This window comes from Ornithinibacillus bavariensis (assembly GCF_018333235.1).
Lineage (GTDB): Bacteria > Bacillota > Bacilli > Bacillales > Amphibacillaceae > Ornithinibacillus > Ornithinibacillus bavariensis.
On record NZ_BORP01000003.1, the window covers coordinates 18,553 to 39,574 of the forward strand.

General features: G+C 36.3%; 22 protein-coding genes. 10 read left to right on the forward strand and 12 right to left on the reverse strand.

The features are described 5' to 3' along the window. Positions 1 to 100: 100 nt before the first annotated feature. From KI338_RS08730 to cshA, 3 genes are all read right to left on the reverse strand, one after another. A complete protein-coding gene (locus tag KI338_RS08730; RefSeq protein WP_244853505.1) occupies positions 101 to 1,531 on the reverse strand; it encodes a PH domain-containing protein in 1,431 nt (476 codons plus the stop codon). Next, positions 1,521 to 2,000, reverse strand: a complete 480-nt coding sequence (locus KI338_RS08735) for a PH domain-containing protein (RefSeq protein WP_212920633.1) — start codon at positions 1,998 to 2,000, stop codon at positions 1,521 to 1,523. Before KI338_RS08735 ends, KI338_RS08730 begins: the two co-directional genes overlap by 11 nt. A 64-nt stretch (positions 2,001 to 2,064) precedes the next feature. Then, positions 2,065 to 3,537: a degradosome RNA helicase CshA gene (gene cshA, locus KI338_RS08740; protein ID WP_244853508.1), complete on the reverse strand. Its 1,473-nt coding sequence runs from the start codon at positions 3,535 to 3,537 to the stop codon at positions 2,065 to 2,067. Between the two features lie 628 nt (positions 3,538 to 4,165). Here cshA and KI338_RS08745 point away from each other — a divergent pair. After that, positions 4,166 to 5,074 carry a DMT family transporter gene (locus KI338_RS08745; RefSeq protein WP_212920634.1) on the forward strand — a complete coding sequence of 303 codons (909 nt, stop codon included), beginning with the start codon at positions 4,166 to 4,168 and terminating at the stop codon, positions 5,072 to 5,074. A gap of 70 nt (positions 5,075 to 5,144) precedes the next feature. After that, on the forward strand, positions 5,145 to 5,999 hold the full coding sequence (locus KI338_RS08750) for a DegV family protein (RefSeq protein WP_212920635.1): 855 nt from the start codon (positions 5,145 to 5,147) through the stop codon (positions 5,997 to 5,999). Between the two features lie 77 nt (positions 6,000 to 6,076). Here the strand turns inward: KI338_RS08750 and KI338_RS08755 are convergent, their stop codons facing one another. The 4 genes from KI338_RS08755 to KI338_RS08770 all read right to left on the reverse strand — a co-directional run bounded on the left by KI338_RS08755 (position 6,077) and on the right by KI338_RS08770 (position 9,487). After that, positions 6,077 to 6,799, reverse strand: a complete 723-nt coding sequence (locus tag KI338_RS08755; RefSeq protein ID WP_212920636.1) for an alpha/beta hydrolase — start codon at positions 6,797 to 6,799, stop codon at positions 6,077 to 6,079. 135 nt (positions 6,800 to 6,934) lie between these two features. After that, positions 6,935 to 7,306, reverse strand: coding sequence for a YppG family protein (locus KI338_RS08760; protein ID WP_212920637.1), 372 nt, complete (start codon positions 7,304 to 7,306; stop codon positions 6,935 to 6,937). 85 nt (positions 7,307 to 7,391) lie between these two features. Beyond that, positions 7,392 to 8,792: a hypothetical protein gene (locus tag KI338_RS08765; protein ID WP_212920638.1), complete on the reverse strand. Its 1,401-nt coding sequence runs from the start codon at positions 8,790 to 8,792 to the stop codon at positions 7,392 to 7,394. Then, positions 8,789 to 9,487 carry an ABC transporter ATP-binding protein gene (locus tag KI338_RS08770; protein ID WP_212920639.1) on the reverse strand — a complete coding sequence of 233 codons (699 nt, stop codon included), beginning with the start codon at positions 9,485 to 9,487 and terminating at the stop codon, positions 8,789 to 8,791. The genes KI338_RS08765 and KI338_RS08770 overlap by 4 nt, the downstream gene beginning before the upstream one ends. A 238-nt stretch (positions 9,488 to 9,725) precedes the next feature. On the opposite strand from KI338_RS08770, the gene KI338_RS08775 reads away from it, so the two are divergent. The 5 genes from KI338_RS08775 to KI338_RS08795 all read left to right on the forward strand — a co-directional run bounded on the left by KI338_RS08775 (position 9,726) and on the right by KI338_RS08795 (position 14,819). Beyond that, on the forward strand, positions 9,726 to 10,670 hold the full coding sequence (locus tag KI338_RS08775) for a phosphate/phosphite/phosphonate ABC transporter substrate-binding protein (protein WP_212920640.1): 945 nt from the start codon (positions 9,726 to 9,728) through the stop codon (positions 10,668 to 10,670). Between the two features lie 116 nt (positions 10,671 to 10,786). Beyond that, positions 10,787 to 11,560 (forward strand): phosphonate ABC transporter ATP-binding protein, encoded by a 774-nt coding sequence (gene phnC, locus KI338_RS08780; protein ID WP_212920641.1) that lies wholly within the window; start codon positions 10,787 to 10,789, stop codon positions 11,558 to 11,560. After that, a complete protein-coding gene (gene phnE / locus KI338_RS08785; RefSeq protein ID WP_212920642.1) occupies positions 11,560 to 12,372 on the forward strand; it encodes a phosphonate ABC transporter, permease protein PhnE in 813 nt (270 codons plus the stop codon). The genes phnC and phnE (KI338_RS08785) overlap by 1 nt, the downstream gene beginning before the upstream one ends. Continuing rightward, complete coding sequence (phnE, locus tag KI338_RS08790; protein ID WP_212920643.1) at positions 12,372 to 13,172, forward strand: phosphonate ABC transporter, permease protein PhnE; 801 nt, start codon at positions 12,372 to 12,374, stop codon at positions 13,170 to 13,172. Before phnE (KI338_RS08785) ends, phnE (KI338_RS08790) begins: the two co-directional genes overlap by 1 nt. A gap of 72 nt (positions 13,173 to 13,244) precedes the next feature. Beyond that, positions 13,245 to 14,819, forward strand: coding sequence for a bifunctional metallophosphatase/5'-nucleotidase (locus KI338_RS08795; RefSeq protein WP_373306335.1), 1,575 nt, complete (start codon positions 13,245 to 13,247; stop codon positions 14,817 to 14,819). 85 nt (positions 14,820 to 14,904) lie between these two features. Here the strand turns inward: KI338_RS08795 and KI338_RS08800 are convergent, their stop codons facing one another. The 3 genes from KI338_RS08800 to KI338_RS08810 form a co-directional block, all read right to left on the reverse strand. Further along, complete coding sequence (locus KI338_RS08800) at positions 14,905 to 15,630, reverse strand: PepSY domain-containing protein (protein WP_212920645.1); 726 nt, start codon at positions 15,628 to 15,630, stop codon at positions 14,905 to 14,907. Positions 15,631 to 15,720: 90 nt separating this feature from the next. Continuing rightward, complete coding sequence (locus KI338_RS08805) at positions 15,721 to 17,058, reverse strand: sensor histidine kinase (RefSeq protein WP_212920646.1); 1,338 nt, start codon at positions 17,056 to 17,058, stop codon at positions 15,721 to 15,723. A 1-nt stretch (position 17,059) separates the two neighbouring features. Then, on the reverse strand, positions 17,060 to 17,746 hold the full coding sequence (locus tag KI338_RS08810) for a response regulator transcription factor (RefSeq protein ID WP_212920647.1): 687 nt from the start codon (positions 17,744 to 17,746) through the stop codon (positions 17,060 to 17,062). 143 nt (positions 17,747 to 17,889) lie between these two features. Here KI338_RS08810 and KI338_RS08815 point away from each other — a divergent pair, with 143 nt between their 5' ends. Beyond that, a complete protein-coding gene (locus tag KI338_RS08815) occupies positions 17,890 to 18,531 on the forward strand; it encodes a VOC family protein (RefSeq protein ID WP_212920648.1) in 642 nt (213 codons plus the stop codon). A 46-nt stretch (positions 18,532 to 18,577) separates the two neighbouring features. Here the strand turns inward: KI338_RS08815 and KI338_RS08820 are convergent, their stop codons facing one another. Continuing rightward, entirely contained in the window at positions 18,578 to 18,898 is a 321-nt protein-coding gene (locus tag KI338_RS08820) for a thioredoxin family protein (protein ID WP_212920649.1), read from the reverse strand. Between the two features lie 56 nt (positions 18,899 to 18,954). Further along, positions 18,955 to 19,782 (reverse strand): DUF368 domain-containing protein, encoded by an 828-nt coding sequence (locus tag KI338_RS08825; protein ID WP_212920650.1) that lies wholly within the window; start codon positions 19,780 to 19,782, stop codon positions 18,955 to 18,957. A gap of 182 nt (positions 19,783 to 19,964) precedes the next feature. On the opposite strand from KI338_RS08825, the gene KI338_RS08830 reads away from it, so the two are divergent. Beyond that, positions 19,965 to 20,300, forward strand: a complete 336-nt coding sequence (locus KI338_RS08830) for a PadR family transcriptional regulator (RefSeq protein ID WP_212920651.1) — start codon at positions 19,965 to 19,967, stop codon at positions 20,298 to 20,300. Further along, positions 20,297 to 20,989: a DUF1129 family protein gene (locus KI338_RS08835; RefSeq protein WP_212920652.1), complete on the forward strand. Its 693-nt coding sequence runs from the start codon at positions 20,297 to 20,299 to the stop codon at positions 20,987 to 20,989. Before KI338_RS08830 ends, KI338_RS08835 begins: the two co-directional genes overlap by 4 nt. Positions 20,990 to 21,022 lie beyond the last annotated feature (33 nt).

A 21,022-nucleotide genomic window follows, 5' to 3' on the forward strand; every position in this document is an offset into this window, starting at 1 on the left:
AGATCAGTGGCGTTCGTGTGTTGACCAATCCAATCCTCTTTTTTTCAGACATTTAACCCGATAATAGCCGACTTAATTAGAAGAAGGGCTGAACTTACATTCAGCCCTTCTTTCTATATGAATACCAATCTGACAAATCGTCTACATCAGTCACATCTAACTCTTTAATCGTATAATGTTTTCCTAGTCCCATTTTACCGATTATGGATAATTTTAATCTAGCAAGATTTTCCTTCCTATGGAACCAATTTTGTTTTTTATTGAATGCTTGTATTCGCTTATGATGTAGCACCATGGTCACTTTATTAATATTGCGGTAGCGAATAAGTAATTTTTGACCATTTATTAAATAACCAGCGTCCTTATGTTGCAACAAACTCAATCCCACACAAACCGCAAGAAGTATTAACGGAATCCAGCTAAGATGTGGAAATACAAAGAATACAACTCCAAGTAATAGCAATGCTGGGATTGTCATTCGAATTATATAATACTTTCTTGCTCGTTTTGGCAATGATTGCATATTATTCTGCTTGTTGACATACATCGGTAAAAACTTCTCTAAAAATGCCTCTACCTCTTCTACCTTCATAATAGGGAATAGCACCGTGGAGAAATCTTCCCCTTTTTCATTGGATCCGCCTGCTATTTCTGCAATTACTGTAGCATATCCAAAGGGTTGTCGAATAACACTTTCTGCATAACCAACAGCTTGTATTCGTTTTAAAGGTATAGTAATTTGCTTTTTTTCTAGAAGACCCCTAGTTATGACAATATCCTCATCAACCTTTGTTATGGTAAAATTCCAATATTTAATCATCGTGCCTATAATACCCAACAACCATAACAGCAATAATGTGCCGACTATAAACAAAACCATTATTAACAATCCTAGGCCAATTATCCATCGATATGCATCGTCATAAAAGTTAGATGGAATAAATCGCTCTATTTCAGAAAATGCAAACCCCGCAATAGCCAAAAGGACTCCAATACTACCAGATGTAGCCCCTGCTAGTAATAATTGTTTTCTAGTAATGGTTTGCGCTAAATACGCTTCTTCTTCTATTTCATTTTCATGTTGTTCTCTAGAAGAAATGGATTTTAGTTCCGCTCTTAGCGCCTCACCTTCTGTTAGCGTTACACAAATTAAGGATGCCTCCGCCTCTGCCCCTGTTCCAGCGGTCTCAATTTCTACTTTCGTTAGTTTGAATATTCGATGGAGAATATTTTGGGTTAAATCGATGGATTGAATTCTATGCTTAGAAATAAACCGCTTTTTTCGAATGATAATCCCATATTCTAATCGAAGCTCGTCCTCTTCCACACGGTATGTAAACCGTTGCCAAGTTAATACACTAGTAATAATGATTAACAATAACAAGGCTAACATCGCTAAAAAGGCATATAGTAACTTATCATCAAATAACGTTACAAACAGAAGAATGAAAAAAAATAGAGAATTCCTAATTCCTATCACAATGTGTAAAATCACAGCAGCGGGATGTAGTCGCTTAGGCTTAGACATCATCTTCATCCACCTTAGCTAGTGCTGATATTTTGTCCCTTAAATCAGAGGCTATTTCATTGGACAATGCGGGAATTTCATGCGTTGTCGCCGCTGTCGATATCGACACACTTGCTAATCCGAATTTTTTAAGGATTGGACCTTGCTGTGTTTCCACATGCTGTACTCGAATCATCGGTATTAACGTTCTTGAAACTACTAAAATACCATGCTGAATATATATTTCCTGTTCAAAAACTTCATAACGCCACCTTCTCCAACGTAATTTAGGCAGCATAAAAATAGAAAAATATGTACTTATAGCCGTTAATACAGCAACAATTAAAACAATCCACAATGGAAAATCAATCGTAATAAATAAAATAAACCCTACGATAGTTAGGACCCATGCTATCGCTTCATACAAAATTGCAGTGATTTTCCATGCTTTTATAGCATCTTTTGAAATGGTATGTTCTGGTGGTTTTCTCACAATCTCTCCCCCTTACCTAAGGAAAAAGCTCCCGCTTTTAGGAGCTTTCTTTAGGTGTTAATATCTAAAAGTCACGATTTCTCCGTTTTTGGAAATTTCCCTTTCGGTTGCGACCACCTTGGTTTCTCCCAGATTGATTACGACCGCTGCTCTGGTTTCGTTTTCCATAGAATCGCTTGTTGTTTCCTCTAGATTTTTCTTTTTCTGCCTTCTTAATACTTATCGGCGCAACAGATGAAATTTGTACTGGCACATCTCTTCTTTCTTTGGTCAGTAACTTTAATGCTGCTGCTATTAGCGTAACAGAATCATGCTCGTCAAGTAGCTGATTAGCTGTTTCGTGATAAGCCTCTAAATCATTGCTTTCAATTGTCTTTAGCATTTTTTCAACCGTAATCTGCTGTTGACCACGGCGAGCTTCCTTATTAGTTGGAGGAACCATCCGCTTCATTTTACTTCTCGTAATTTTTTCAATGAGGCGTAGATGGGCTATCTCTCTTGGTGTTATAAAGGAAATGGCTTCTCCTGTACGACCTGCACGACCAGTACGACCAATGCGATGGACATAGCTTTCTGGGTCCTGTGGAATATCGAAATTATACACATGAGTAACACCAGAAATATCAAGCCCTCTTGCCGCAACATCTGTCGCTACCAGTACATCAACACGTCCATTTTTAAATTTATTTAGTACGGACATCCGTTTACCTTGTGTTAAATCACCATGAATACCCTCTGCACGAAAGCCTCTTGCCTGCAATCCTTCCGTAATTTCATCGACACGTTTTTTCGTTCTGCTAAACACGATTGCAAGATCTGGATTTTGCATATCTAATAGGTTAGTTAGTGTATCAAACTTATATTTTTCAGGAACTTCCACAAAATGCTGTTCAATATTTTCAACAGTCATTTCCTTCGCTTTAACTTTAACTTCCTTCGGATCCTTCATCATCGTTGTTGCTATTTCACGAATTTCTTTAGGCATAGTTGCAGAGAACAGTAGGGTTTGTCTTTCTGCCGGAACCTGTTTAAGAATCTCACGAATATCATCGATAAAGCCCATATTAAGCATTTCGTCGGCTTCATCTAAAACAATCGTTTGGACTAAATCGGTTCTTACTGTTCTTCTTCTAAAATGGTCCAATAATCTTCCTGGTGTTGCCACTACTATGTGGGGACCGTCTTTTAGAGAACGAATTTGCCGGTCCATGTGTTGTCCCCCATAAACAGGCAGGACTCGAACACCTTTATTTTTACCTAAGCGATTCAGCTCTTCAGCCACCTGAATAGCCAATTCTCTTGTAGGTGCTACTACAAGGCTCTGAACCTTTCTTAGTTTTGTATCAATTCTTTCTATCATTGGGATTCCAAATGCTGCAGTTTTCCCAGTACCAGTTTGTGCCTGTCCAATCACATCATTTCCTTCCATTGCTAGTGGAATAGTTTGTGCTTGGATAGGTGTTGCTTCTTCAAACCCCATTCGTTCTAACGACTTCATTATCGGGCTTGAAATACCTAATTCATTGAATGTTGTCACGCTCTCTTTTTCTCCTTTTTGCAAATTATTTTGTATTAGCGCTTATACTTGCCGTGATGCTTTTTCCGTAAAAACATGAACTTATTTAGTATTTTATCCATTCTTTTTATCTTTAGTGTTTGATTAATGAATACTTTTTACAATTTAAGAAATGGAATTATTTCTTCATTTTTCAAAAGCTAAAAGCGGAAAAGAGGTTGTCCTTTTTGTTACAAGGGAAAAGCCCTATAATTATGGACAGCTCCACCGGAATGTATTTTGAATAAACGCATTCGTCCACCCTTATTGCTCAGCAACTACTTGTATTACATTGTAAATTTCCTGGAAGTACTACTTGTAGTTTTCTAAGGAGTATTCTATATAGGTACGACGAGTACATTTGTGTTAGATTTTATTATACAGTGGAAATTCCTTATACTTTCCTATCTGCCAAAAAGTCTATATAAATGACTTAATGTAGTCTAACTTCATAAGACCATAAAGCACCGTGGCAAATTAACCGTCATTTAATGATAACACATTAAGAATCATACAAGCTAGTTGCAATATGATTTTTCGATTTGAACATGGTATGATAAGTAAATATAGCTTATTACAATGATACATATTATTTTAGGAGGCTAGTAAGATGAGAGTCCCTCCATTTAACCCATATATAGCAGTTGTAATTGGAGTTATCTCGGTATCAACTTCAGCAATACTAGTGAAATTAGTTGGTAATGCACCTGCAGCTATTATTGCTTTTTATCGTCTGTTTTTTTCAGTCGTTCTAATGGCACCACTTATGTTACTAAAATATCGCCATGAATTTAAGGGTATTGAAAAAAAGGATTGGATACTTTCGATATTTGCTGGTATTTTCCTTGCCTTTCATTTTATACTTTGGTTTGAATCCTTAAATTATACATCGGTCGCTAGCTCCGTTGTATTAGTTACCCTACAGCCTATTTTTGCCTTTATCGGTACGTACCTATTCTTTAAAGAGCGATTTACACCAGGAGCAATAATTAGTATGGTGATTGCTCTCTTAGGAAGTGTAATCATCAGCTGGGGTGATTTTCAAATTAGTGGTATGGCATTATTCGGTGACATTTTAGCGTTTATTGGAGCGATTGCAATCACAGCATATTTTTTAGCCGGTCAAAATGCACGAAAACGCCTATCTCTGATGACATATACGTTTGTGGTTTATGGAGTAAGTTCCATTACCTTACTTCTATATAACCTACTATTAACAAATTCCTTTACAGGTTACTCTGTAGACTATTGGATTATTTTCTTGGCTTTAGCTATATTCCCTACCTTCCTAGGACATAGCTTGTTCAACTGGGCGATTAAATGGCTTAGTACATCTACCATTAGTATGGCGATAGTTTTTGAGCCCATTGGTGCTTCAATACTCGCTTATTTTATACTTGATGAAAAAATTACATGGTCTCAGTGGCTTGGCGGTACTATCGTTATTTTTGGTTTATTTTTATTTATTATGAGCACCACTAGAAAGGCAAATGTCACCCTGCATAAAAAAAATAACTAACTTGAAACTATTTTTACTATTCAATACACGTTATAATAAGGAGACAACTAATTTAGAAATAGGTGAGTCCATGACAATTCAATTAATGACCGATGGTGGAGCAGATATCCCGAAAGAGCTATCCGGAATTATTGATATAAAAACTATCCCACTATATTTAAATTTTAGAGATCAGCAGTATAAAAGCGGTGTCGATCTAGACCTAGCTACCTTTTACAAAAAAATCGAAGAGACAAAGGAATTGCCCCGATCTGCAGCACCGAGTCCAAATGATTTTTATGAAGCCTACAAGCAAGTAGATCCTTCTACACCTATTATTATGCTTAGTCTATCAGGCGGGTTAAGTAGCACATATGATAACGCTGTTGCAGGGAAAAAATTACTATTAGAAGAAGAGCCCAATCGAAAAATAGAAGTGATTAATACAAAAACAGCCTCCTGTGGCCAAGCATTAATGTTATTTGAAGCTTATCAAAAGATACAAGAAAATTACTCATTCGAAGAGATTGTCAGCCATTTAAATAAAATGGTTAAACATACTGCTACACTCTTCGTTTTAAAAACATTGGAAAATCTTGTGCTCGGTGGGAGACTGGATAAAGTAAAAGGAACGATTGCTAAAACTCTAAACATCAAGCTCTTGATGAAGGGAAGCGACGAGGGGACGATTGAAGTTTCCGAAAAAGTACGTGGTGATAAGAAATCAATTAGGCGATTTGTGGAACAAATAGGTGAATATGCCAAATCAGTCGAAGACAAAATTCTAGTCATGACACATTGTAATGCATCGGAACGAGCAAAAGCTGTTCTCTCAGAAATAAAGGAAAAGTATACGTTCAAAAGCACTTATTTAACCGAAATGGGTCCACTAATTTCCACCTATGGTGGAGAAGGTGCACTTGTTATTGCTTTCTTTAAAGATTAAATCGATAACGAAATCAAAGGGTCATCCCCAAATCTAATAACCGTAAAGGTTTAAAGAGACATAGGGAGGGCCCTTTCCTATACCATATCAAAATGCTTATTCTTTATCCCTATTGGCTTTTCCAAAAACTCATAAACCATTTTATTTAATGTGTCTTTGTCATTTCCGAGACAAATTAAATGTCTTGATCGCTCAAAAAATACAACTTCTTTCCGCTTTGAAGGTATCTCCTTATCTAAATAATAGGCAGTCTTATAAGGTACCATATTATCTTGCTGACCTTGAGCAATTAATACAGGAGATTCCACCTTACGTAAATACTTTCTTGTCAATCTCACTAGCTTTAGAAACTCCAAATTTGCCTTTAGTGGTACACTACTAAGTTTACGCCTATAATGCCGGTATAGCTTATTTTCGCTAAGCCTTCCCATTACTCCATCCTTGATTACCGTTCCAATATCCACACTAATTTGCTTCAATGATAAGTATTTACCTGCTGTAGCTAATAATACTAGCTTATCCACCTTATATTTTGCAGCTAAATAAGCTGCAATCATTCCCCCCATCGAGAACCCAATAATATAGATTTCATCGTATTTTTCCCTTAATTGTTGTAAGGAAGATTCAGCGGTTTCAATCCAGCTTTTATACGTAACATTTTCAAGAGCTAATTTAATTCCATGTCCTGGTAAAGTTGGAACTGCTATATGCCAATTCGTCTTCTCTCTTAAATACTCCGTCAGTGGTTCTAATTCATGAGGTCCTCCAGTGAAACCATGAATAATTAAGCAACCTATCATGTTGTAATCTCCTTTATGAAAATCTATCGTAAGAGCGTTGGGTACAATAGTCTTTTTTCTTTTTCCCTAATTTGCATGAAATATTACCTTAACTCTCCTATTCCCGCTTTTGCTATTTCTATACATAATCTGGACTTAACGGAATATTTTCATAAAGTCTCCAAACTGTTTAACAATTGGGGATACTTGATGATACGTATTTGCTAATTGACTCACCGTGGACAATACCTTATCTAAATTCAACTGACCATTTTGATCATGGAACTGCGACTTTTTAATTGGTTGAGGAAATCCTTGGGCTTGTTGAAGATTCCCTTGTAAAGCTTGATTATTAGCGTACCAATCTTGGGGTTGCTTCGGCTTAGAAAATTGTTCAAAAGGGGTTTTAGGCTGCTGGAGCATCGATTGAAAATGCATTTGTTGCGCTGGATGGAAAGGCTGCTGTAAATCCTGGTATGATTGCTGATAATTTTGATAAGGATATGGAGGTTGCCCAAATTGCCTCATATGACACACCCTTTCCTTTTACCTTTTTACTTCACTTTATGCAATTCCTAATTATTATGTGTTTAGTCCAAAAAAAGAAGTACGATTAAACACCGTACCTCTTTCGGACAAAGTATCGCTTCTCAAAATAGATCCAACTAAAAATCCCTATTGAAACCAGTGAAAAATATGGGTTGATCTCACACAATAAGATAAACCCTAATAATAGGAAAGATAAAAAGCCCTTTAATGAAGAATCGAGCTTTTTGTCTAATACCTTTGCAGCATTCTCCATCTTAACGATATAGTTAAATAAAAACAAACTAATTAGTAATAAAATAAATAAGCTTCCATGCCAGGAAAAACGAGCATAAGAATAAATAAAGATAGGAATAAACAGTGGAATACAGCCAATTAAAACCCAGCGATTTACTGTTCGTTTAAAACTATCTACATTCCACGGTAATACTTGAACAATTCCTGTATGGAATCTATCCACATAAAGGCTAGCGATAAAGGTTGTCAATACATGAATACTAATTGCAATTCCTATTAAAGCAGCTAGGTCATGGACAAAGAACAAGACGATGATTGCTAACAGTAAACCACCAATCACCTTCACCACTAGCTCTATATTTTCCCTAAAGTACTGTAGCCAAAGCCTTTTATAAATAGCGCTTTCTGTATAGGAGAAAGGCTTTTTCCTCGTAGCACTGTTCAGGAATATATTGTATCTTCTTTGCCTCTTAAACTTAGTTTTTGTTGCCCGAGCTACTAATGGCATACTCCATATAAGGTAGTCGTTGACCTCAGTCACTCTTCCCCAATTAATATTAGTAAATATTTTTCCATACCAATAGAAATTGCTTAGCAATACTACAATTAAAATAAGAACACTAAATAGAATAGTTGTGCCTGTTAAAGTCCCTACAATGTTTATTAGAAGCAGAGCGCTAATCACACATAACTTCACATACCATTTCATTTGGAATAGCTTCCACTGTGGGATAGTCATTAAAACTTCAATAAACCAAAATATAAAAAAGTATAACCAGATCAGAATTGGATTTATTGGTGTTAATAGTACGACAATTGCCCCAATCATTAAGTACCTTATAAACTGTTTCACCCACTTCTCCAAAGCAATATACAAGGTAATCCTTCTCATGGAAAATGGGAGCATTCCCAACTGGTATTCCGAGCTAGAAATGAAAAGCCCAGGAAATCGAAACGCTTGAAAAACATATCGTATAGGTACAATCATTAAGATTAGCCAGAACCGCATTTCTGCTTGCTGCTCAATAAAAAGAAATTCATCTTGATACATAGCTAAATAGTCATTGAAAATAAAAATACTTGCAAATAAATAGCCCCCAACAACCAATAAATAAAAGGCAGTTGTCTTATCAATGGACATGGCCACTAATCTTTTTTTAATTTCTTTTTTCTTTCGGAAACGATTTAAACGAATAAACCAGTAGGCATGCCAAGAAGAAAAACCTCTCATCGCTTTCCACTTCTCCTTGTTATTGTCTCAAATTCCTGTGCCTGCCCTTTATGTAATAACTTACCTTCCTGTAGCATGATAAATTGATTTGCAAGATTTTTGACTCGATCAAGCTGGTGAGTCGTAAGTAGTATACTGGCTCCGTTCTTCATTTTTTCCTCAATCATCGCTTCAAAAAAGTCAACCGCATATATATCAAGACCCATAAATGGTTCATCAATTAGTAATAAAGGAACATCAGGTAACATGGCACAAATTATTTGCACCTTTTGTCGCATTCCCTTTGAAAGAGATTCTGGGTATTCATTTAGCTTGTCTTGTAGCTCAAACCCTTTTACATATCGTTCAACACGCGCCATTAGCTCTTTTTCCTCAAGCTGATAGCTTTTTCCATATAGCTGAAAATGCTGCATTGCTGTAAGCTCAGACATCAGCATTGGTTCTTCAGGAATAAAAGCAATTTGTTTTTTGTAATTCAAAAAGTCGATATCCTGATTATATGCCTCTTGTACCACGATATCTCCCGCTGATTTTTCTTGTATTCCCATGATAGTTTTCATTAATGTTGATTTACCTGCACCGTTATGCCCAAGAAGTGCCACAACAGAACCGGCATCAATTGAAAATGTTATTTGTTCTAACAGTTTAGTAGTCTTCACTTGGACATCTAATTGATTAACCTCTAGTACCTTCATCCTAATCACCACCACCTTAATTACGTAATTTCCCCAAAAAAGGTTTCAAAATAGTAATTAGTATATACTAATTAAAGAAAAAACCGAATGATACATACTCAAAAAGAGTATATTTTTCTTCAAATAATGTAAAAAAGGTGTAAATTCATTAAAAAAAGTCTAGCATTTTCTAGCAATTTGTTATTTAATTATAGAGAAAGGTAAATATTATAACTTAATTATTCATAGGAGGGTCACAATGAAGAAACTTTATAGTCTAGTGCTTATCCTTGGTTTAGCACTTGTACTGGCAGCATGTGGAGGTGCTGATGATAACAAAAAATCATCAGACAAATCATCTAATGAAGACTCAAGTAAAGGAATGATTCCCGATACACTCGTAATCGGCTTTGTACCTTCTCAAGATTCTGATACAATTGCTGATACTGTAGCACCATTAGCAGACCGTTTAGGTGAAGAGCTAGGTATCAAGGTTAAGAGCCAAGTAATGACTGACTACAATGCTCTAGTTGAAGCAATGGGTGCCAATCAAGTACATATCGGTTTCATCCCTGCATTCGGTTATGTGCTTGCAAAAGAACAATACGATGTAGAAGTAATCTTAAAATCTATCCGTTACGGATCAGGTACATATAAAGCACAGTATCTAGTACGTGCTGATTCCGGTATCAACAGTCTAGAGGACCTAAAAGGTAAAATTTGGGCATATGCTGACCAAGGTTCAACTTCTGGTTATCTATTCCCTGCAAACCAGCTGATGGAAAAATTTGATCTTGCATCTGCAGCAGAATTAGAGTCAGATTTCTTTGGTGGTACAACTTCTACCGGTGGACACGATAATGCAGCAATCGCCGTTTATGAAGGTGATGCTGATGTTGCAACTACGTTTGACGATGTTCGTACTGAACTTGTGAAGGAATATCCAGACATCATGGATAAATTAAAAGTATTAGCTTATACCGATGATATTCCAAATGATACGATTTCTGTTACAAAAGAACTTGATAAAGACTTTGTTCAAAAAGTAAAGGATACTTTCCTATCTTTTAATGATGATCCTGATATGATTAAAATCATGAATGATGTATACAACTGGGACGGAATTGATGAAGCTTCTGACGAGGAGTATCAGGTTGTTAAAGATACGTATGCAAAATTCAAAGATTCTGTTGGACTAGACTAATATTCAAGATATATAGAATTAAAAGGGAAGGGTACGTAACTTCCCTTTTATCATGTTAGATAGCACTAAGAGATGATACAATAAAGAAAATTAACGCCTATAATGGAGGATTTGGAATGATAGAATTTAAGAATGTAGGCCTCGTCTATCCCAATGGAACAGAAGGTTTAAAAAATATAAATGTGAAAATCAATGACGGAGAATTTGTTGTTATAGTTGGATTATCCGGTGCAGGCAAGTCTACGTTTATCCGTAGTATTAACCGTTTAGTAACTCCTACCTCTGGCTCCCTTTTAGTAGATGGAGAAGATATCTTAAACTATCATAGTGGCAATCTTCGCAAGCTCCGCACAAAAGTCGGAATGATTTTCCAAAACTATAATCTAGTAAAGCGCTCGAATGTATTTAAAAACGTGCTAGCAGGTCGCTTAGGACATACAGGAACATTACGTTCGATCTTTAACTTGTACTCCAATGAGGATAAAGCGTTAGCATATGAAAGCTTAAAGCGTGTAAATATTGAAGAAAAAATTTATAATCGTGCGGATGAATTGAGTGGTGGTCAGCAGCAGCGTGTTAGTATCGCCCGAGTACTAACCCAAAAACCGAAATATATTTTAGCGGATGAACCTGTTGCATCACTTGACCCACCTACTTCCCATCAGGTAATGACTTATTTAAGAAAAATCAATAAGGAAGATAATATTACCACCATTGTAAACTTACACTTCATTGATATGGCCATGGAATATGCCGACCGTATTATCGGAATGCGTGCAGGTGAAGTTGTTTTCGATGGACCAGTTGCTGAAGTATCTGAAAAGACATTTGAAGAAATTTATGGCCGTTCTATTCGTGAGGATGACTTGCGTGGGGGGGCAGAGGAATAGTGACTAACGAAACACACTCCTTAACAAATAAATCCATACCGCTATACCCCGCTAAAACAAAGCTGCAAGTGACGATCATCTTTTTTGTTGTCCTAGGAATTTATATATTCAGTATGGCCTGGACACAAAGAGATATGGTTAGCGGATTGAGTGGTGCACTTGGAAATATGTATCGCGTAATTGAAAAGTTCTTCCCACCGAATTTTTCAATATTACCTGATATTTGGAATGCATTGGCCCAAACTATTCAAATGGCTATCATTGCAACAACCATTGCAGCTATTTTAACTGTTCCATTAGCCGTGCTTTCTGCGCAAAATATCACAACCTTTAAGCCATTGTATTATTTAACAAGAACTATTTTGAACCTATTGCGTACGATTCCTGATTTAGTATTAGCGGTTATTTTCGTTGGATTATTCGGTATTGGTATTTTTCCAGGAATATTGGCACTTACCGTTTTCTCACTTGGTATTCTTGCAAAGCTAATTAGTGAGACAATTGAATCAGTAGACATGAATCCTTTAGAGGCAATGCGCGCATCTGGTGGCAACGTATTTCAGGTGATTTGGTATGCGCTAGTTCCACAGGTTCTGCCACAATTTACATCCTTAGTACTTTATGTCTTTGAGATTAATATTCGTGCATCAGTTGTGCTTGGTATGGTTGGGGCAGGTGGAATTGGCTTAGTATTGAACCAACAGCTTAAATTCTATAACTATCCGAATGCAATGACGATTATCATTGTAATATTTGTGACCGTACTAATTATTGAATATATAAGCAATAAATTAAGGGAGGCATTGCTCTAATGGAAAAGCTTCAATTACCTCCAAAGCCGGAAAAGTCGTTATTCAAAAAAATTAGAGCAATTATAATTACCATCTTGGTAATTGCACTATATGTATGGACGTTTAAAAATATCGATATTGATTGGGGTCGTGCCATAGAGCGCTCAATTGACAACTTCCATCGTGTCATCCCGAAATTATTTAGTCCAGATTGGGCTGCTGCAGGTAAGGTTGGCCTTGCCATGCTAGAAACGGTATTTATCGCCTTTGCGGGATCATTGATGGCTGCTATCCTGGCTATTCCATTATCCTTCTTAGCAGCAAAAAATATGATGGGCGGTAAAGCAGTTTCAACGGTTGGCAAATGGATATTATCTGCAATCCGTGCTTTTCCGGATTTAATTTTGGCTATTCTATTTGTAGTTGCTGTAGGGCCAAATGCATTTGCTGGGGTCTTAGCTATTGCCATTGGTTCTACTGGTATGCTCGGAAAAATGTTCTCCGAGATTATTGAATCGATTGACATGGAAGTTGTTCAAGCAATGGAAGCAAACGGAGCAAATAAAATCCAAATACTCTTCTATGGTGTTTTACCACAAATCACTCCGGAATTTTTATCTTATGCGATTTATCGCTTTGAAGTAGATATTCGTGCTTCTTCCATTCTCGGTATTGTAGGTGCTGGGGGGATAGGAACCATGATTATATTCGCCTCTAGTAACCGTAATTGGAATGAGATGGGAATGATCTTATTAGCAATTGTCATTGTCGTGACGATTATTGACTTTGCATCTGCAAAAATTAGACGTAAAATAGTATAAGTACTTTACGGAAACGAAATTGAAGAAGGTACCCTCTTTAATTTCGTTTCTTCTATGTAGAAAGGGATGTACATGGTGAAAAATCAGACAACATTAAGAATCATCTATACGAGTGATATTCATGGAAATGCGATGCCACTATTATATGGGACAAATGCTCCTAGTAATCTGGGTCTGGCTAAATACGCTTCTATTGTGAAACAAGTGCGCGCGGAAAATCAACATGTCTTAGTTCTGGACAATGGTGATCTCATTCAAGGCACACCACTTATGACTCATTATGTAAAATCACATACTGATAAAGAAAATCCGATGATTGGAATCATGAATCGAATAGGAATTGATGCAGGTGTTATCGGAAACCACGAATTTAACTTTGGAAAGAAAGTTCTATTAGATGCGATTCATGAATCGAATTATCCATGGCTGTCAGCTAATTTGGTAAATGAAGATGATGAACCTTATTTCGGCAAGCCATATTGCATCAAAACACTTGAAAACGGGTTACGAATCGCAATTGTTGGCGTAACGACACATTATATTCCAAATTGGGAATCCCCCGCACATATCGAGGGAATACAATTTAAAGATGCACTTGAGACATTAAAGTATTGGGTTAAGCATATCCAACAGGTTGAAAAGCCACACTTAGTAATTGCGTCCTATCATGGGGGTTTCGAACGGGATATCGAATCTGGTGAACCAACGGAGGCATTAACAGGTGAAAATCAGGGCTATGCTATGTGCCAGGAAATAGAAGGAATCGACATTCTATTAACCGGCCACCAGCATCGTATTCTAACTGGTGAAATAAATGGCGTTCTCGTTGCTCAGCCTGGTAATAACGGAATTATGTATGGAGCAATCGACGTAGAGTTCGAGCAAGTAGATGGTACATGGAAGGTAATCAAAAAGATGGCAAATATTAATAAAGTTGGTGATGTTCCAGCAGATGAAGATATAATTTCCTATATGTCTGAGCTAGAGGCATCTACTCAGGAATGGCTAGATCAACCAACAGGATATGTGGATGGCGATATGACCATCAAGGATCCATTTAAAGCGAGAGTTGATAAGCATCCTTTCATCCAATTTATTCAAAACGTTCAGATGGAAGCAAGCGGTGCGGATATTTCAGTTACAGCCTTACTTAATAATGATTCCAAAGGCTTTCAACCGGTTGTGACCATGCGTGATATTGTATCTAATTATATGTATCCGAATACGTTAACCGTTTTGGAGCTAAGTGGTCAGGACATTAAATTAGCTCTAGAAAAGAGTGCCGATTATTTCATTTTGGATGAGGATGGAACCATTACAGTAAATCCAACCTATGTAACACCAAAGCCACAGCATTATAACTATGATATGTGGGAAGGAATAAACTACACTATCAATGTATCCAAACCACTAGGTTCCAGGATTGAGAATATCACATACAAGGGGGATGCTTTGAAGGAGGATGGCAGGTACCATGTCGTAATGAATAATTACCGCGCAAATGGTGGAGGAGACTATAATATGTTTAAGAATAGACCTATCATAAAGGAGATTCAACAAGACATGGTCGAATTAATTCTTGCTTATTTTGAGAAGCATCCAACAGTGAAGGCAGAAGTTATTCGTAATTTCTCGGTAAAAGCCTAATTTATAATAAATAAAAAGGGTCATCTTGGTACAACAGATACTCGTTGTACCAAGATGACCCTTTTTGTTTAGTTAAAAACCTCCATTAATCTAAATCATCGCTTTGACCATTTGAATTGCCATTTTTACCAATGTCCCCAAGCTCGGTATCAATGGAGATGGAGATGATTTCTCCAGTGTTAGCATCAATATCTAATTCCGCTTCACCAGTTGGTCCCTCAATTTCGACTTCATAAATATAACGACCATCATCTTCATCCAATTGCAGCTCCGTAATTATTCCATCGAACTCAGCAAGAGCAATTTTTTTGGCTGTTTGATAATCAATCGCCACTTTTATCCCGTTATCCTGCTGTTTTTCTTCGGATTTTGTATCATCCTGCTTCTGCTCTTCTGCTTTGGAATCATTCCCGTTTATCTTATCTTTATCTACATCCGTACTAGTTTCACCCTTTTCAGATTTACTATCTTCTGTATTTGCTTTATCCTTTATGGATAAGTCGGTTGAATTTTGTGTAGTTACTTTTAGCACTTCCTCTTCTAACTGAAGGATCTCACCTGTATTACCGTCTAATTTAATCTCGTATTTCTTACCATTTCCTTCTACTTCCACTTCATAAACTACACGATTAAAGCTTTTATCTAATTCAATTTCTGTAATTGTTCCAGGATACTGTGCAGAAACTAGTTCTTCAATCTCTACTCTTGTCAATTTCGGGTCAGCCTGCGCTGCATTTGTATGGTATAAACCAAAGCCTAATAAGGACGCAACCACAACACTTGCTATTGTTATTACTACTTTCTTTTTCATTGCCTTTACCTCCCGTTCTTTGTTATATCCATCATAACCAACTAGAATGAAATCCTTGTGAGAGAAAGATTAGAATTTGGTGAGAAAAAATTATTCATCAAAGGCCGGAAGTATAACTGAAAAAGTTGATCCCTCTCCTAGTTTACTTGTTACAGAGAGTGTTCCGCCGTGTGCTGTTATGATGGTATTAGCGATTGCAAGACCTAAGCCTGTTCCACCGGTATTGCGGCTTCTTGCCTTATCAACACGATAGAACCGTTCGAAAATCCGTTCTTGCTCTGAATTAGGTATTCCAGTACCATAGTCAATGACCTGTACGACAACATTATTTCCTATTTCATCTATACTTACATCTACTTGTTCTTCACTGTATTTAAGTGCGTTGTCTATCAAAATATAAAATACTTGCTTTAATTGGTCTCGATTGGCATTTACAAATAAAGCTTTTTCACGTTGAAATGGTATTTCACGATGATATGCTCTGGCAAAAACCCCAATTGTATCCTCTAACAGCTCTGACAAGTTAATTTTTTCTTGATGTAAGACTTCCTTATTTTTAGCTAATGCAAGTAATTGTTCAACTAGCTTTTGCATTCTATCTGCTTCTGTTCCAATCGCTTCAACCGATTCGTGTATAAGCTCAGGATTATCTTTACCTCTACGTGCTAATAATTGTGCATAGCTTTTAATAATCGAAATTGGGGTCTTTAATTCATGAGATGCATCGGAAACAAAAATTTCCTGCATTTCATAATTCTCTTTTAAGTAATCAATCATATCATTAAAGGTCTCTTCCATTTCATGTAGTTCATCTTTGGAGCGGTTCTTTACTTTAATTTTCTTCCACTTTCCATGTTTCATATTTTCCTTCATCGTACTGATAAGAGATTTGATAGGAAGTAGTAAAAATCTCGCTAAAATATTACCAGCAATCACTATTGGAATAATAATCATCACTGAAGCAATGCTAAGTACATAAATTAGGATTCTCATATTTTCGGACAACGATACTAATTCCTTCGTCATTTGTATGGTTACCACATCACCTGTATTCCATATGATTGGTTTAGACACAGTAGCAAACCTTTTTCCGTTAATGGTTATTACTTCCCTTTTCTCAGTTTTTGAATAGCTGCCTGGCAAATCAATATATTCCTTGGTTTTTGTGTGAACTAAAGGATCTCCTTCCTTAGGAAAAACCCGTATCATTCCATCGGCAGGCAGGAAAGCTTTTAGTAGCTCTGTTGGTGGAATATCTGGATTATTATTTATGGTTGATACAATTGTAACCGTTTGTTCTGCTAGCTCTTTGATTTCACTATCCACCGAGTTTTTATAAAACAGAAAATAAATGGATGTATTGATTAATAAGATTAATACTAGCATGAAAATACTAGTGAATAATTGAATTTTCGTCCGTAGTTTCATATTACTGATCCTTTATCGTATATCCAACGCCACGGACCGTTTGAATGTAGGATTTAGGATATCCTTTGTCAACCTTTTGTCTTAAATAACGAACATATACATCTACTACATTCGTTTCACCAAAATAGTCGTATCCCCAAACCTGTTCGATTAATTGGTCACGTGTAAGAACGATATTTTTATTTTTTAACAAACATACGAGTAAATCATATTCCCTAGGAGTCAGTTCTAATAGGTTGCCATCTCTTCTTACCTCATGCCCTGCAAGGTCAACCATCAAATCACCAACTGAAAGCATATCCTTCTGCATTTTCCTTTCAACCGGTTTTCTTAGATGAACACGAATTCTAGCAAGCAATTCCTCAATTTGAAATGGTTTCGTGACATAGTCATTCGCCCCTAAATCGAGTCCACTTACCTTATCATGAACGGCATCCCTTGCTGTTAATAAAATGATCGGAGTATTTTCATCCGTTCGTCTTATTCTCCGTAATACTTCTAGTCCACTCAATTCAGGAATCATAATATCTAAAAGCACCAAATCCCAGTCTTTTTCCTTCATTAAACGAAGAGCATCTTTTCCATTATTCGCAATTGCTGTATGATAATTCTCGTATTCTAACTCTAGCTGTAAGACTCGGCTTAGCTTTTCCTCATCTTCAACTATTAAAATTGTTGGTTGTCCCATATGCAACACCTACTTATCCGTTCTTTTGGTTTTACTATACCACCGAAACATTAAAAAGTAATGAGAAAAATACCTGCTCAATTAATTGCTTTTTCCAATGAATAAGTAAATAATGAAAGAAAAAAAATTGGGGTGGGATCAACATGCTAGCACTAGATCATATTGTTATTGCAGGAAGAAACGCCGAAAAAGATAGTGTTGCCTACAATAAACAATTTGCCATAAAAGCCGTTAAGGGTGGGGAACACGGAAATTGGGGAACCTATAATTATCTAGCATATTTTTCTAATGAAGCTTATATCGAATGGTTAGGTATTCGTGATTATGATAAGGCGAAGAAGAGTGATAACCCTTTAATACAACATTTAGTATATATGGTCGATAAGGGGCGACACGGACCTTTTCAATTTGCCCTTAGGACAAATCAGATGGATGATTATATTCAGCATTTCAACGATAATCAAATTCCGTTTTCTGGGCCTTTTCACGGTGAAAGGGAGAAACCCGATGGTAGTTTGCTGTCCTGGCGTATGCTGTTTCCTTCCTACAATGTAGAAGAAACAATGCTACCTTTTCTCATTGAATGGAATGGACCTGCTCCTACAGCAAATAGTCTAGCTAACCAGCAAGCTATCATGAATATAAATTATAGTGGAGTAGATAAAGCAACCTTCTCAACTATATATCAACTTAAAAATAGAAGGAGCTTTACCAATCAATTTACCTTACAAAATACAAAAATTGTTTTTCAAGAAAGTGGCCCATTATCCTTTCAGCTCATATAAAAAAGAGAATGTTCATGAACATTCTCTTTTTTAGTAAGTTAAATACTTAACCTAATTGTTGATGTAAGAATTCTGTTACTGATTCAGGAGTTTTCGTGTATGCACTATGTTGATGTGCAAGCTTTTCACCATTTTGGAAAATAAGAATACTCGGAATGCCCATTACTTCATATTTTTCTGCAATTCCCTTTAACTCATCTGTATTTACTTCATACCACTCATAATTCTTAAATTCTTCTAAAATCCCATCAATAAACATATCCATGCGCTTACAATCCGGGCACCAATCTGCAAAGAACTTAATAATAACTGGCTTATCACTACTAATTACTTCATTAAACTTGTCCATTGTTTGAATATATTCCATGTGTAACTCTCCTTTCTTCACTTAGCCTTATTGTATCCATAATACAAACGTTTGTCCTATAGTTTGCTTTCATCCGTATACTCTACTTTTCCTAAAATATATGCCACGAATAGGCCGATAGCAAACGAAGCAACACTTAAAAGTACAACGGAAGTACTTGATGGCCACCCTGGAAAAACTACGAAAATTGAACCAATGACTAGGCCAATAATGATTGCAAATGTTGCATTGCGATAATGCTCTAAAAAATAATTAATAATTTTACTCATTGTAAGAATCCCAATTACAATCCCTACACCAACAACAGCTAGAATATCAAGCTGTAAATTACTTATTGCACCAATTACAACTGGATATACTCCAATAACGAGCAAAATGAAGGAGCCACTTATCCCCGGTAATATCATAGCAGCACTCGCAATAAATGCTGAAAAAAACAATAGTAGATAGATCGGTAATGTCATCTCTTCAATTATTATACCTTCTCTTTCCTTAAGAAATAGCATCGAACCAACAGCTACAGCGCCCACAAGGAGTAATATGTAATGATTCACTTTGAAATTCAGCTTTACATCTGCTTGTCGAAACAAATATGGTAATATCCCAATAATAAGTCCTAGGAAGAAAAATTTCGTGGGATCTGGATAGTGTTCAAATAACCACTCAATTATTCTACTTAGCAACAGAACAGCTGTACCCATTCCAATGCCTAACGGAATAAGAAAACCAAAATGCTTCTTCCAATCCTTGCTAAATATTCCATTAATAGCAGCAATCAATCTGTCATATATTCCCAAAAGCACAGCGATAGTTCCACCACTCACTCCTGGTATCACGTCGCTAGCTCCCATAATCAATCCTCGGTAAATGTTTTTCCATTCCATAATTAAATTCTCCCATGTTTTTACGTTTTATTTATGCTTTACTAAATCACTTATTTATAAGCATACCAAAAAGTTCTTGCATTTTATAGAAAAAGCTTTATACTTTAAATATCGGCTACTTTGCATAGCAAGGTAGCAATATTATTTGATTAGTAACTTGCTTTACAAGGTAGGTGAGAAGTTTGTCATTAAGAAGTCAATTGCTTAAAGGAGTTTTGGAGGGTTGCATCCTAGCAATAATTCATCAACAACCAACTTATGGCTATGAGCTATCCGTTAAATTACAAGAATTCGGGCTATCCGATGTAAGTGAGGGTTCCATCTATCCATTGTTGTTGCGTTTGCAGAAAGAGCAGCTCATACAAGGCACGATGCAACATTCAGAAGTAGGACCAAAAAGAAAATATTATCACCTAACAGATGAAGGAAAAGGAGCTCTAAAACAGTTTATTATGCAATGGGAAAGTATCAAGCTTCCAGTTGATAGTATCTTAAAAAAAGGAGGAACATTATCATGAATGCGAAGGATATTTTAAAGATAAATAACCGATTACGAGAAAAATTAACCGAAGAAAACAAAAAAATATATGAGGACATGCTTGTTTATATTCGAACAAACACAAATAAATCTGAGCAACAAACCGAAGAGGTGTTACTGGAACTATTGGAGCATTTTGTAGCTGCACAATCTGAAGGCAAGTCGGCTCACGATATTTTCGGTGATAATATTAAACAATACTGCGATGAAATCATTGAAGAAATTCCGGGTGAAAAGAAATCCGTTTCATTGGTTTTTGGAGCTTATCTCCTAATAAATCTACTAGGAATAATGAGTTTAACTTATGGTACATTAGGATTCTTCTTTAATAATGTATTTCATATGGGTTCAAATGATGTAGAAATCTCTTTAGGCTCTGCCATTGTTAATATCCTAATTGACTTATTTCTCATCTATTGTTTTGTAAAACTTATATTAAAATGGATTAAATCTTCTACCTTTAATGAAAAAGTAAAAAAGAAATGGGTTGAATTCCTACAAATATGGATTGTTTGTACTCTCTTTATAGGGATAATGGTGATGATTAATGTCTTTATGCCTACTTTTGGCCTTGAGATGAGAATACCGGTCATACTATTCGCGGGTATCGGTTTTATCCTGCTTATCATCTCATGGGTGTTAAATAAAAAGTACCGAATTACAAAATAAAGGGAACTAATAAGTTAGCTCCCTTTATTCTAC

Coding starts and splice junctions, on each gene's coding strand:
- KI338_RS08730 (WP_244853505.1), bottom strand. CDS start 1,531: ATGATGTCTAAGCCTAAGCGACTACATCCCGCTGCTGTGATTTTACAC.
- KI338_RS08795 (WP_373306335.1), top strand. CDS start 13,245: ATGGTGAAAAATCAGACAACATTAAGAATCATCTATACGAGTGATATT.
- KI338_RS08775 (WP_212920640.1), top strand. CDS start 9,726: ATGAAGAAACTTTATAGTCTAGTGCTTATCCTTGGTTTAGCACTTGTA.
- KI338_RS08755 (WP_212920636.1), bottom strand. CDS start 6,799: ATGATAGGTTGCTTAATTATTCATGGTTTCACTGGAGGACCTCATGAA.
- KI338_RS08770 (WP_212920639.1), bottom strand. CDS start 9,487: ATGAAGGTACTAGAGGTTAATCAATTAGATGTCCAAGTGAAGACTACT.
- KI338_RS08810 (WP_212920647.1), bottom strand. CDS start 17,746: ATGGGACAACCAACAATTTTAATAGTTGAAGATGAGGAAAAGCTAAGC.
- KI338_RS08805 (WP_212920646.1), bottom strand. CDS start 17,058: ATGAAACTACGGACGAAAATTCAATTATTCACTAGTATTTTCATGCTA.
- KI338_RS08750 (WP_212920635.1), top strand. CDS start 5,145: ATGACAATTCAATTAATGACCGATGGTGGAGCAGATATCCCGAAAGAG.
- KI338_RS08815 (WP_212920648.1), top strand. CDS start 17,890: ATGCTAGCACTAGATCATATTGTTATTGCAGGAAGAAACGCCGAAAAA.
- KI338_RS08745 (WP_212920634.1), top strand. CDS start 4,166: ATGAGAGTCCCTCCATTTAACCCATATATAGCAGTTGTAATTGGAGTT.
- phnE (WP_212920643.1), top strand. CDS start 12,372: ATGGAAAAGCTTCAATTACCTCCAAAGCCGGAAAAGTCGTTATTCAAA.
- KI338_RS08825 (WP_212920650.1), bottom strand. CDS start 19,782: ATGGAATGGAAAAACATTTACCGAGGATTGATTATGGGAGCTAGCGAC.
- phnC (WP_212920641.1), top strand. CDS start 10,787: ATGATAGAATTTAAGAATGTAGGCCTCGTCTATCCCAATGGAACAGAA.
- KI338_RS08820 (WP_212920649.1), bottom strand. CDS start 18,898: ATGGAATATATTCAAACAATGGACAAGTTTAATGAAGTAATTAGTAGT.
- KI338_RS08760 (WP_212920637.1), bottom strand. CDS start 7,306: ATGAGGCAATTTGGGCAACCTCCATATCCTTATCAAAATTATCAGCAA.
- KI338_RS08800 (WP_212920645.1), bottom strand. CDS start 15,630: ATGAAAAAGAAAGTAGTAATAACAATAGCAAGTGTTGTGGTTGCGTCC.
- KI338_RS08835 (WP_212920652.1), top strand. CDS start 20,297: ATGAATGCGAAGGATATTTTAAAGATAAATAACCGATTACGAGAAAAA.
- KI338_RS08765 (WP_212920638.1), bottom strand. CDS start 8,792: ATGAGAGGTTTTTCTTCTTGGCATGCCTACTGGTTTATTCGTTTAAAT.